Source organism: Modestobacter sp. VKM Ac-2984, from assembly GCF_026967985.1.
Lineage (GTDB): Bacteria > Actinomycetota > Actinomycetes > Mycobacteriales > Geodermatophilaceae > Modestobacter.
Genome location: NZ_JAPVBJ010000003.1, coordinates 424,946 through 436,862 on the forward strand (window position 1 = coordinate 424,946; position 11,917 = coordinate 436,862).

The 11,917-nt window shown below is 74.7% G+C and carries 12 protein-coding genes; 4 read left to right on the forward strand and 8 right to left on the reverse strand.

Translation table 11 applies throughout. From position 1 onward, the window contains the following. Positions 1-216: 216 nt before the first annotated feature. The gene (locus O2W16_RS09135) at positions 217-756 is read left to right on the forward strand and encodes a YbhB/YbcL family Raf kinase inhibitor-like protein (protein WP_269158503.1); all 540 of its coding nucleotides are present in this window, start codon (positions 217-219) and stop codon (positions 754-756) included. A gap of 61 nt (positions 757-817) precedes the next feature. Here the strand turns inward: O2W16_RS09135 and O2W16_RS09140 are convergent, their stop codons facing one another. Next, positions 818-1,648 (reverse strand): GNAT family N-acetyltransferase, encoded by an 831-nt coding sequence (locus O2W16_RS09140; RefSeq protein WP_269158504.1) that lies wholly within the window; start codon positions 1,646-1,648, stop codon positions 818-820. A gap of 113 nt (positions 1,649-1,761) precedes the next feature. Between O2W16_RS09140 and coaA the strand changes: the two genes are divergently transcribed. The 3 genes from coaA to O2W16_RS09155 all read left to right on the forward strand — a co-directional run bounded on the left by coaA (position 1,762) and on the right by O2W16_RS09155 (position 4,368). Next, positions 1,762-2,724 (forward strand): type I pantothenate kinase, encoded by a 963-nt coding sequence (gene coaA, locus O2W16_RS09145; RefSeq protein WP_269158505.1) that lies wholly within the window; start codon positions 1,762-1,764, stop codon positions 2,722-2,724. Positions 2,725-2,869: 145 nt separating this feature from the next. Then, positions 2,870-3,064 (forward strand): DUF5999 family protein, encoded by a 195-nt coding sequence (locus tag O2W16_RS09150; RefSeq protein ID WP_269158506.1) that lies wholly within the window; start codon positions 2,870-2,872, stop codon positions 3,062-3,064. Between the two features lie 80 nt (positions 3,065-3,144). Then, the gene (locus tag O2W16_RS09155) at positions 3,145-4,368 is read left to right on the forward strand and encodes a serine hydrolase (RefSeq protein WP_269158507.1); all 1,224 of its coding nucleotides are present in this window, start codon (positions 3,145-3,147) and stop codon (positions 4,366-4,368) included. Between the two features lie 34 nt (positions 4,369-4,402). Here the strand turns inward: O2W16_RS09155 and O2W16_RS09160 are convergent, their stop codons facing one another. The 7 genes from O2W16_RS09160 to gcvH form a co-directional block, all read right to left on the reverse strand. Continuing rightward, a complete protein-coding gene (locus O2W16_RS09160; protein ID WP_269158508.1) occupies positions 4,403-5,254 on the reverse strand; it encodes a hypothetical protein in 852 nt (283 codons plus the stop codon). 50 nt (positions 5,255-5,304) lie between these two features. After that, positions 5,305-8,334: an aminomethyl-transferring glycine dehydrogenase gene (gene gcvP / locus O2W16_RS09165; protein WP_269158509.1), complete on the reverse strand. Its 3,030-nt coding sequence runs from the start codon at positions 8,332-8,334 to the stop codon at positions 5,305-5,307. Between the two features lie 67 nt (positions 8,335-8,401). Beyond that, positions 8,402-8,974 carry a MerR family transcriptional regulator gene (locus tag O2W16_RS09170; RefSeq protein WP_442928904.1) on the reverse strand — a complete coding sequence of 191 codons (573 nt, stop codon included), beginning with the start codon at positions 8,972-8,974 and terminating at the stop codon, positions 8,402-8,404. A 283-nt stretch (positions 8,975-9,257) separates the two neighbouring features. Beyond that, complete coding sequence (locus O2W16_RS09175; protein WP_036332790.1) at positions 9,258-9,743, reverse strand: bifunctional nuclease family protein; 486 nt, start codon at positions 9,741-9,743, stop codon at positions 9,258-9,260. A gap of 117 nt (positions 9,744-9,860) precedes the next feature. After that, positions 9,861-10,583, reverse strand: a complete 723-nt coding sequence (gene ftsR, locus O2W16_RS09180) for a transcriptional regulator FtsR (RefSeq protein WP_269158510.1) — start codon at positions 10,581-10,583, stop codon at positions 9,861-9,863. Between the two features lie 46 nt (positions 10,584-10,629). After that, positions 10,630-11,175: an oxoglutarate dehydrogenase inhibitor Odhl gene (gene odhI / locus O2W16_RS09185; RefSeq protein WP_164702279.1), complete on the reverse strand. Its 546-nt coding sequence runs from the start codon at positions 11,173-11,175 to the stop codon at positions 10,630-10,632. Positions 11,176-11,494: 319 nt separating this feature from the next. Then, positions 11,495-11,899: a glycine cleavage system protein GcvH gene (gene gcvH / locus O2W16_RS09190; protein ID WP_269158511.1), complete on the reverse strand. Its 405-nt coding sequence runs from the start codon at positions 11,897-11,899 to the stop codon at positions 11,495-11,497. Positions 11,900-11,917: the final 18 nt, after the last annotated feature.

The following is an 11,917-nucleotide window of genomic DNA, read 5'->3' on the forward strand; positions in this document are numbered from 1 at the left end:
CTCGGGACCTCCTCCCCTTGCTGATCCGCACCCGCAGGGTGCGGTCGGTGACTACGCGGGCGGGTCGTCAAGTGCTGTGTTAGGGATAACGGTCGATCGGACAGGTCGTCCGGTGCCCACGTGGTCGGGCGCCCGGGCGCGCGCCTGCCTAGGGTCGGCGGCGGGCACGCCGTCCCGGCGCCACAGCCGAGGCCCCACGACCCGAGGAGGACCCGCATGGCCGCTCGACCCACCCCGCCCGACCCCTACGACTTCCTGCCCCCCGTCCCCGCGTTCCAGGTGACCAGCACCGACCTCACCGCAGGTGGACCGATGCCCCAGCCGCAGGTGAGCGGGAAGATGGGCGTCCCGGGGGGCGAGGACCGCTCACCGCAGCTCAGCTGGTCCGGGTTCCCGGACGGGACCCGCGGGTTCGCCGTCACCGTCTACGACCCCGACGCCCCGACGGCCAGCGGTTTCTGGCACTGGGCGGTCGCCGGTCTGCCGGCCTCGGTGACCGAGCTGCCCACCGGCGCCGCCGACGGCGGGCTGCCCGCCGGCGCGGTGCAGCTGCGCAACGACGCGGGGTTCGCCGGCTACGTGGGTGCGGCACCGCCGGCCGGGCACGGCCCGCACCGCTACTTCGTCGTGGTCCACGCGCTGGACACCGACGACCTCGGCGTCCCGGCCGAGGCGTCCCCGGCGTACCTCGGCTTCAACCTGTTCAGCCACACCCTCGCCCGGGCCACGCTGGTCGCGACGTACGAGGTGCACTGACCTGTCGTCCGGCGGAGGCGGCGGGTCCCCGCCCGCCTCGGCCGGACGGCCGCTCGGTCCGTCAGCCGGGAGGACGCTCGGCGACGCAGCTGGTGGCCACCCGGGCGAAGCCGGCGCGCTCGTAGACCCGGGCGACGTCGTCGTCGCCCGCGGAGAGGAACACCAGGTCGGCCGTCTGCCGGGCGTGCTCGACCAGGGCCGAGGTGAGCCCGGCTCCCAGGCCACGCCCGCGGAACCGGGGCAGCGTGGCGACGCCCACGACCTCGCTGATCTCGGTGCCGTCGACCTGCAGCGGCTGGTGCGACCCAATCGCGACCGGCTCGCCGTCGTCGACGGCCACCATCATCACCGTCGAGCCCGAGGCGACCCGGTCGCGCAGCACCTCGGTCGGCGGCACCTCGGCGGGACCGGGGTCGTCCTGGGCCACCTCCGGGCCGCTGTGGGACCCCTGGTCGGCGGGTGCCCGACCGGGCGAGGCGAACGCGAGAGCGGCCAGCCGCTGGTACAGGCCCAGCCGGGGGTCGTCGGCGCCCACCAGGTAGAGCCGGACCTCGCTGGGCAGCAGCACCGCGACCGGGTCGTCGGCCACCAGCAGCGGCAGCTCGTCCACCACCAGCCCGGCCGTCCGCGCCGCGGTGGCCAGCCCGCGGCAGCGGTCCGACAGCCACTCCAGCGACGCCGGCAGCCCGGCCTTCTCCTGCAGCGCGATCGCAGCCCGGACGTCGTCCACCGCTACGTGCCCTTCGTGCCCCGGCCGCGGCCGGGCCGGGTAGGGCCACTCCGGTGGACCGATGGGCACCTGCAGCGCACCGATGGAGTGCACCCGGGCATCAGCCAGCGGGGCAAGGGCGAAGTAGCGCTCGATCCGGTCGAGCAGCCCGGGCGACGACACCCCCGGACCCTAACGGCCGGCGGGTGGCGGACGGGCCGGCAGCCGTCCGGGACCCCTCGGCTGGGGTGCGCGCACCCACCCGGCCGGGGGGCGCGCGGCGGGCAGACGGCACCATGGGCGCCGTGACGGCCGGTCAGCGAGCGCAGGTCTCGCCCTTCACCGCGTTCGACCGCCAGTCGTGGCGGGCGTTGGCCGCGGGCGGTGAGCTGCCGCTGGACGACGCCGACGTCCGGCAGCTGGCCACCCTCGGCGACCGGATCGACCTGGACGAGGTCTCCACCGTCTACCTGCCGCTGGCCCGGCTGCTGCACCTGCACGTCACCGCCAGCCGGCGGCTCTGGGCCGCCCAGACCCAGTTCCTCGGTGCCCGCACCGAGAAGGTGCCCTTCGTCATCGCCGTGGCCGGCAGCGTCGCCGTCGGCAAGAGCACCACCGCCCGGCTGCTGCAGGCGCTGCTGGCCGCCGCACCGGACACCCCGCGGGTCGACCTGGTCACCACCGACGGCTTCCTGCTGCCCAACGCGGTCCTGGAGTCCCGCGGCCTGCTCGGCCGCAAGGGGTTCCCGGAGAGCTACGACCGGCGGGCGCTGCTGCGCTTCCTGGCCGACGTCAAGTCCGGCAAGCCGGCGGTCAGCGCCCCGCTGTACTCCCACCAGTCCTACGACGTGCTGCCCGACGAGCGGCAGGTCGTCGACTCCCCCGACGTGCTGGTGCTGGAGGGGCTCAACGTGCTCCAGGCCGGCGCCCGGAACGACGGCCGGGTCCCGGAGGTCTTCCTCTCGGACTTCTTCGACTTCTCCGTCTACGTCGACGCCACCGAGCACGACATCTCCCAGTGGTACGTGGAGCGCTTCCTGGCCCTGCGCCGTACGGCCTTCCAGGACTCCGGCGCCTACTTCCACCGCTTCGCCGACCTCACCGACGAGCAGGCCACGTCGACGGCCCGCGGGATCTGGGGGGCGGTCAACGAGCCCAACCTGCGGCTCAACATCGCCCCGACCCGGTCCCGCGCACGCCTGGTGCTCCAGAAGGCCGCTGACCACTCCGTGCGCCGGGTGCTGCTGCGCAAGCTCTGACCCACCACACGCTGTCAGGACGTGCCGGGGGCCGCCGCCGACGTCATGAGGTCCCGCCGCCCTCCGCGGGAAGTGACGCGACGGACACTCGCAGGCACCGCAGCGCCGCGGCCGCACCCTCGCCCGGCTCCCTGGAGTGGACCGGATGTGCTCGCGTCCCTCGCTCTGTCCCCCGGCCACCGCGGACGACCACGTGCTGGCGGTGCCGATCAGCCGCCGTCCCGAGCAGGGGTGGACGCTGCTGTGCAACGGCGTCGTCGTGTTCGACGACGACGGCGAGCTGCTCCCCGACGGCCGGGTCGTGCTGACCCGCCCGTGGTCACTGGCTGCCGCCGGCTGACCCGGCGCCCGCGCGGTCGTTGACACCTCGGTCACACGACCGACATGTGACGCACAGCTGAGTGGCGCACCCTGGATCACATGGCCCAGGCCCGCCCCCCGTCCGTCCGGGTGCCCCTGCGCGGCCTGCCCGCCGTGCTGGCCGCCCTGGCGGTCACCGCCGGCTGCGCGGCGGGCGGTGGGGCCGACCCGGCACGGCCGGCGGACCCGATGGCCGCCGCCGCAGGCACCACCTCCTCCCTCGGGACGACGGACGACCCGACGGAGCCCAGCGCGGACGCCGCACCGGAGACCACCGCGGGCAGGCAGGTGCCGGACACGACCGTGGACGGCCTGCCGGAGGCCCGTGCCGACGCCGCACCGCCGACCACGTCCAGCGGGCCTCCCCCGGACCAGGTCCCGGACACGGCGCGACGGACCGCCGGCGGCGAGCCACCTCCGGACACAACCGCGGACGCCGCACCGGCGGCCACCTCCGACGCGCCGCCGTCGGACGGACCCGCGGAGGCGGCACCGCAGACCACCGCCGGCCAGCCCCCGTCGGACGACACCGCGGAGGCCGCGGCGACGTCCCCGGCCGTCGACAGCGCTGCCGTGCTCGCCACCCTGGACGCCGCCGCCTCCATCGCCGACGGCACGATCGCCGCTGTCGTGCTGGACGACACCGGGGAAGAGCTGGTCGTGACCCCGGACGCGGACGAGCCGCGCTACACGGCCTCGCTGGTCAAGCTGCTCGTCGTCCAGCAACTGCTCGCCCGGGACGCCGATGGCGAGATCAGCCTCTCCGCGAACGACCGCGACCTGATGCGGCGGGCGCTCACCGTCTCCGACGACCGCGCCATGAGCCTGCTGTGGGACCGCTGGGGCGGCGCGGAGCTGGTGACGACGGCCGCCGCCCAGTTCGGGCTGACCGGCACCCGGCTCCCCAGCGAACCCGGCCAGTGGGGCGAGGCGGTCACGACCGCCCGGGACCAGGCGACCTTCCTCACCGACCTGGGGTCACAGCTAGAGCCCCAGCAGCTGGCCACGATGACCTCCTGGCTCCAGGGGGCCACCGACCGCGCCGCGGACGGCTTCGCCCAGGACTTCGGGCTGCTGTCCCGCACCGCCGGGGCGGCGGACCCGGTCGCGGCGAAGCAGGGCTGGATGTGCTGCGTGGACTCCCGGCGCCAGCTGCACTCGGTCGGGGTCCTGGCCGACGGCCGGGTGGCGGTGCTGCTCGGTGACTTCCCGACCGGCACCAGCTGGAGCGAGGCCCGGGCGGCCCTGGACAGCGTGGCGCAGGCGGTCGTCGCCGGCACCTGACCGGCCCGCCCTGCCGGCGGACCGGGCGGCTCCCTCAGCCGAGACCGGCTGTGTCGGCGGCCTGGGTCAGCAGGGCGGTGAACGCCGCCTGGTCCAGCGCGGCGTCGTCGGTGCCGGTCTGGGACAGCATCACCGCGCGCGGGCCGTCGGTGACCACGCCGACCAGCATCGACACGGTGCCGGCCGGGTGGGTCATCGTGACCGCCAGGCCGGCGGCGGAGTCCCCGCGGTCCGGCACGTCCAGCGCCGACACCCCGAAGCCGACCTCCATGCCCCAGGGCGCGTCGACGGTGGCCTCGGCGCACGCCTCGACGAGCTGGTCGACCGGGAGCTCCAGGTCCTCGACGGCCGGCCCCTCGGCGACCACCTGGAAGGTGCGCACCTGGTCGGTGGCGGCCACCTGGGCCGCGACCGCCGGCATCTCCTCGTCCTCGCGCGTCGGCAGGGCGGCCAGCGCGTCGGCGCAGGCGGCCGGCTCGACCGACGGTTCCGCTGCCGTGCCGTCCTCGTCGGTGCCGTCCTCGCCGGTCCACCAGTGGTGTCCGCCCCACCCGCCGTGGTCGCCCCACCCGCGGTGCCCGGCCCAGCCGTGGTGGTCACCCCACGACTCCTCCCCCGCCCACCATCCCGACCAGGGGCCGATCCACTCCGACGGGAGCTGGTGGACCATGGCGTCGGGCCCGAACGCGGACTCCGGCAGCAGCGCGCCGGCCAGGTCCTCCGCTGCGGTCTCGTCCACCGCGGCCTCGTCCACGGCGTCCGTGGCGGCCGCCTCGCTCACCGCAGTCGGGCCAGCGGCACCGGACTGGCTGGCGCAGGAGCTCAGCACGGCCGCCCCGACGAGCACTACCACACCGACCGACGAACGACGCAGCGGGGTCCCCATGACGCGATGGTCCACCCTCCACACCGCGCCGTCGACCCCTGCCCGGCGTGTCAGGACCGGGCGCCCACCACGTCCTTCGTCGTCCCCAGGTCGTCGGGGGCCCCCTCGGCGCGGCTGGGCTCGGTCGCGACCGGTGCGTGCGGCACGGCGGGCTCCTCGAACGCCTCCGGCGACGGGCAGGAGCAGACCAGGTTCCGGTCGCCGTAGGCACCGTCGATGCGCCGCACCGGCGCCAGGTAGCCGCGCCCGACCAGCCCCGGCACGGGGTACACGGCCACCTCCCGGGAGTAGGGGCGGTCCCACTCCCCCGCCAGCATCTTCAGCGTGTGCGGGGCGTTGCGCAGCGGGTTGTCCGTCCGGTCGTACTCACCGGTGGCGACCTTCTCGATCTCCCCGCGGATGTGCACCATCGCCTCGACGAACCGGTCCAGTTCGGCCTTGTCCTCGCTCTCGGTCGGCTCGACCATCAGCGTGCCGGCCACCGGGAAGCTCATCGTCGGCGCGTGGAAGCCCAGGTCGATCAGCCGCTTGGCGATGTCGTCGTTGGTCACGCCGGTGGCCTTGGTCAGCGGCCGGATGTCCAGGATGCACTCGTGCGCCACCAGGCCGGTCGCTCCGGTATAGAGCACCGGGTAGTGCGGCCGCAGCCGCTCGGCGACGTAGTTGGCCGCCAGGATCGCCTGCTCGGTGGCCTGGAGCAGCCCGTCGGGGCCCATCAGCCGCAGGTAGGCCCAGGAGATCGGCAGGATGCCTGCCGAGCCCCACGGTGCACCGGACACCGGCGCACCGGTGCCGCCGGTCTCCACCAGGGGGTGGCCGGGCAGGAAGGGCACCAGGTGCTCCCGGACGCCGATCGGCCCGACGCCCGGCCCACCGCCGCCGTGCGGGATGCAGAAGGTCTTGTGCAGGTTGAGGTGGCTGACGTCGGAACCGAACCGACCCGGCTTCGCCAGCCCGACCAGGGCGTTGAGGTTCGCGCCGTCGACGTAGACCTGGCCGCCGGCGTCGTGCACCGCCGCGCAGATCTCCTGCACCTCGACCTCGAAGACCCCGTGGGTCGAGGGGTAGGTGATCATGATCGCGGCGAGCCGGTCGGCGTGGGCGTCGACCTTGGCACGCAGGTCGGCGAGGTCGACGTTGCCGGCCTCGTCGCAGGCCACCACGACCACCCGCATGCCGGCCATGACCGCGCTGGCCGCGTTGGTGCCGTGCGCCGAGGACGGGATGAGGCAGACGTCGCGCTGGGCGTCGCCCCGGCTGTGGTGGTAGGCGCGGATCGCCATCAGGCCGGCGAACTCGCCCTGCGACCCGGCGTTGGGCTGCACGCTGACCGCGGCGTACCCGGTGATCTCGGCCAGCCCGTCGCACAGCTCCTGGATCAGCCGGGCGTACCCGCGGGCCTGCTGAGGCGGCGCGAAGGGGTGCAGGCCGGCGAACTCCGGCCAGGTGATCGCGGCCATCTCGGTGGCGGCGTTGAGCTTCATCGTGCAGGAGCCCAGCGGGATCATCGTGCGGTCCAGCGCCAGGTCCTTGTCCGACAGCCGGCGCAGGTATCGCAGCATCGCCGTCTCCGAGCGGTGCGCGGAGAAGACCGGGTGGGTGAGGAACGGGGTGCGCCGGCGCAGCTCCGCCGGGAGCGCGTCGGCCCCGCCGAAGTCGAGCGCCGCGGGGTCCAGGGCGGTGTCGTCCGCGCCGATGCCGAAGGCCTCGGCGACCAGCCGCAGGACGGCGGGCGTCGTCGTCTCGTCACAGGCGACCGCCACGGTGTCGGCGTCGACCAGCCGCAGGTTCACCCGGCGCGTGGCCGCGGCGGCCACCACCTCGGCGGCCCGGCCGGGGACGGCGACGGTCACGGTGTCGAAGAAGTGCTCGTGCACGACGGTGAGCCCACCGGCCCGCAGCCAGCCGGCCAGCAGCTGGGCGCTGCGGTGCACCCGGGCGGCGATCGCGGTGAGCCCCTCCGGCCCGTGGTAGACGGCGTAGGCGCCGGCCATGACCGCGAGCAGCACCTGCGCGGTGCAGATGTTGCTGGTCGCCTTCTCCCGGCGGATGTGCTGCTCCCGGGTCTGCAGCGCCAGCCGGTAGGCCACGTCGCCGTCGGCGTCGACCGAGACCCCCACCAACCGGCCCGGGAGCTGGCGGGCCAGGCCCTCGCGCACCGCCAGGTAACCGGCGTGCGGGCCGCCGTAGCCCATCGGGACGCCGAAGCGCTGGGTGGTGCCGCAGGCGACGTCGGCGCCCCACTCCCCCGGCGCCTCCAGCAGGGTCAGGGCGAGCAGGTCGGCGGCGACCACGACGGCGGCGCCGGCCTCGTGCGCGGCCGCGGCCAGCGCCCGGTGGTCCCGGACGGCCCCGCTGGCACCCGGGTAGGCCAGCAGCACGCCGAAGGCGCCGGCCTCGGGGAGGTCGGTGGGCCAGCCGGCCGAGAGGTCGGCGACGTGCAGGCCGATGCCGAGCGGCTCGGCCCGGGTGCGGAGCACGGCGAGGGTCTGCGGCAGGGTGTCGGCGTCGACGACGAAGACCGCATCGGCCTTCGCCCGCCCGGCCCGGCGGACCAGCGTCATCCCCTCCGCGGCGGCGGTCGCCTCGTCCAGCATCGAGGCGCCGGCGACCGGCAGGCCGGTGAGGTCGGCGACCATCGTCTGGAAGTTGATCAGCGCCTCGAGCCGGCCCTGGCTGATCTCCGGTTGGTACGGCGTGTAGGCGGTGTACCAGGCGGGGTTCTCCAGGATGTTCCGCTGGATGACCGCGGGGGTGATCGTGTCGCTGTAACCCAGCCCGATCATCGAGGTGAACACCTCGTTGGCCGAGGCCCGCTCGCGCAGCTGCGCCAGCACGGTGGCCTCGTCGGCCGCCGCCGGGAGGTCCAGCGGGGTGCGGTCGCGCACGCCCTCGGGCACGCAGGCGTCGGCCAGCGAGGCCAACGAGGAGTGCCCGACCACCTCGAGCATCGCCGCGGTGTCCGCGGCGCGGGGGCCGATGTGCCGGGCCGCGAACGCCCCGCTCGTCGACAACGCGGAGAGTGCGGGGAGCGACCCGGTCAGGGGTGCGGGATCAGAACCAGGAGTCCGGTCGGCCACTGCTGGGACGGTACCAGCGCGTCCTCACCGGTTCGGTCCTCGAGGCAGGGCGGGAGCCGGGGGTGTCCTAGGCCGAGGCGGCGCGGCGACGGCGGCGGGCGGACAGCTCGTCGTCAGCGGCGGAACCGCTCCCGTCCAGCCGCTCGGCCGGCAGCTCCGCCAGCTCACCGGAGAGCTCGCGGAGGGCGCCGGAGACCGCGATCCCGAAGACCCCCTGCCCGCCGGCGAGCAGGTCGACGACCTCCTCGGCCGAGGTGCACTCGTACACGGTGGCGCCGTCGGAGAGCAGGGTGATGTTCGAGAGCTCCTTGACCCCGCGGGTGCGCAGGTGGTCGACGGCCTTGCGGATGTTCTGCAGCGAGACGCCGGTGTCCAGCAGCCGCTTCACGACCTTGAGCACCAGGATGTCGCGGAAGGAGTAGAGCCGCTGCGTGCCTGATCCCGTGGCGGTCCGCACCGAGGGTGCGACCAGCCCGGTGCGTGCCCAGTAGTCCAGCTGGCGGTAGGTGATGCCGGCGGCGGCGCACGCCGTGGGGCCGCGGTAGCCGACGACGTCGGTGTCGACCTCGTCGTAGGACGGAGCCCCCACCGCTGCGTCGCTGAACAGCTGACCCTGTGAACCGTTGTCCTGGTCGCTCACGGGCACTCCTCGCTGGCACTGGTCTGCCGCGGTCGCGGCGCTGCTGGGTTCGTGCCGTCGGTCGCGGGCCCGCTCACTCCAGCGCCTCCTCGACTCCGACACCCAGCACCTGGGCCGTTCCCGCACTGTCGCCGGGAGCGGTCACGGGCGCGGCTCAGGGACTTCCACGCACGTGATTCGCTGACGGTAGGCCGGGGCCGGGACGGGGTCAACCGAGGGGCGCGGCGTGTCGCTGCGCTCACCCGTGCGGGTGGTGGTCCCGGTGCCGCGCAGAGCCGGTGGCTCAGCTGCCGCCGGAGCCGGAGCCGGCGCCGAAGTCCTCGGGGCTGATGTTGTCCAGGAACTCGCGGAACTTCTCCACCTCGTCCTCCTGCTCGTCGGGGATCTCGATCCCGACCTCGTCGAGCAGGGCCTCGGCGCCGTAGATGGGGGCGCCGGTGCGGACGGCGAGGGCGACGGCGTCGGACGGGCGGGCGCTCACCGTGCGCTCGTCGCCGAACTGCAGCTCGGCGAGGTAGATGCCGTCGCGCATCTCGGTGATGTGCACCGCCTCCAGGGTGGCCCCCAGGGCGGTCACGACCTCACGCAGCAGGTCGTGCGTCATCGGCCGGGCCGGCCGGACGCCCTGCTGCTCGAAGGCGATCGCCGCGGCCTCGGTCGCACCGATCCAGATGGGCAGGTACCGCTCCCCCTGGGTCTCCTTGAGCAGCAGGATGGGCTGGTTGCCGGGCAGCTCCACCCGGACGCCGACGACTCTGAGCTCCTGCACGTCTGGCTCCCCTCCGCTGAGTTCCCCGTGGCCGCCCCGCTGGTCCCGAACCGCCCACCGCGAGGCAGCCGACCGGTGTGCCGGGGCGCCCGCACCCCCGCAACGGTACGCCAGCGGTCAGCCGCCGAGGACCTCGCGCAGCCGCGTCTCCAACAGCCCACCGTGCAACTGCGCGGAGAGCTCGGCCAGCTCCTGGAGCTGCTCACCGGCCCGGGCGCGCGCCTCCTCGGAGCGGGCCAGCAGGACCGGGGCCACCAGCTGCTCCAGCAGGGCGGCCTCCCGCTCCACCGCCGTCCGGTACACCCGCAGGTGCCGCGGTTCGATGCCGTGCCGGGCCAGCCCCGCCACGGCCCGGCCCACCGGCAGGTCGGTGACCCGGTGCCGGCCCTGGGAGTCGGCGTTGAGCAGCCCGAACTGCACGCAGTCGGCGAGCTGGGCCGCCGACAGGCCGGCGGCCTCGGCGAACTCGGCGGCCGGCAGGGGCGCGCTCGGGACCGGCCCACCGGCCACCCCGCCGGCGGGGTGGCCGGTGGGAGGCAGCTCGCCCCGGTCGAGGGCGTCCAGGTGCTCCTTGATGACCCGCAACGGCAGGTACTGGTCCCGCTGGGCGGCCAGCACGTACCGCAGCCGGTCGACGTCGGCCACGGAGAACTTCCGGTAGCCCGACGGCGTCCGCTGCGGGTGGACCAGCTCCTCGGACTCGAGGTAGCGGATCTTGCTGATCGTCACGTCCGGGAAGTCGCCGCGCAGGGCGGACAGCACCTCACCGATGGTGAACCGGGGCGTGGTCTCAGGGGTGTCCCGGTCAGCGCTGGGGCTGGGCTGGGGCACCGCCGTCATGACCGGCGTCCGCTCTCGGCCCGCTCCTCGGTGCCCGACGCGGCGTTCATGCGCCGGCCGGCTCGCCCGTCCGCGGCCCGGTCAGGTAGACCAGGCGGAACTTGCCGATCTGGACCTCGTCGCCACCGGCGAGGGAGGCCACGTCGACCGGCTCGCGGTTGACGTAGGTGCCGTTGAGGCTGCCCACGTCGTGCACGGTGAACCCGCCGCCCTCGCGGTGGAACTCCACGTGCCGGCGGCTGACCGTCACGTCGTCGAGGAAGATGTCGCTGTCGGGGTGCCGACCGGCGGTGGTCACCTCCTGGTCGAGCAGGAAGCGACTGCCCGCGTTGGGGCCGCGCTTCACGACCAGCAGGGCCGACCCGGCCGGCAGCGACTCGACGGCGCCGGCGTGCGCGTCCGCGGTCGACTCGGCGACCTCGGCCTGCTCGCCGGAGTCCTCACCGCCGACCTTGGGGATGATGCTGGTCGACTCACCGACCCGCTCGGGGCTCAGCGCCGCCCCGCACTGCGCGCAGAAGCGGCTGCCCTCTGGGTTCTGGTGGCCACATCGAGTGCAGAGCACGTCGGTCTCCTCCGGTGCAGGCGGCACCGCCGCGGGCCTGGTGGTACGGGCCGCGGTCGGCCGGCGGACGACGGACCGGTCGGCCCGTCGTAGGTCGGCCGCCGCAGGATCACGGTCGGGCCGGGGGTCATGGAACCAGCGGCCGACCCGAGGGTCAACCGCACGTACAGGGTGAGGGTCGGACGCCGCCGTGGAGCTCACGGCCCGACCGTCGCAGTGATGATAGTGATCGTCGACCACCCCGGCGGGACGGTGGGGGGCAGGTCCCGCGACGCGGGATCCGCCGACCCGGTCCCGGTCGACTCAGGACGCTGGACGATCGGCTCAGGACGCCTGGACGATCGGCTCAGGACGCCTGGACGATCGCCTCGTAGGCCGCGGCGTCCAGCAGCGCCCCGGTGGGGTCCCCGTCCTGCCCGGTCACCTGGACCTCGACCAGCCAGCCGGCGCCGTAGGGGTCGCTGTTGACCGTCTCCGGCGCGTCGGTCAGGGCCTCGTTCACGGCCGTGACGACACCGGCCACCGGCGAGTAGACGTCGGAGACGGACTTGGTGGACTCGACCTCACCGATCGGGTTCCCGGGGGCCACCTGCGCACCCACCTCGGGCAGCTGGACGAACACGATGTCCCCCAGGGCGTCCTGGGCGTGGTCGGTGATCCCGATCCGGACCACCGACGCGGCACCCTCGGTGCCCTGGACCAGCGCCCACTCGTGCTGGTCGGTGTAACGGCGGTCATCGGGCGTGGCCATGCGGCATCTCCAGAGATC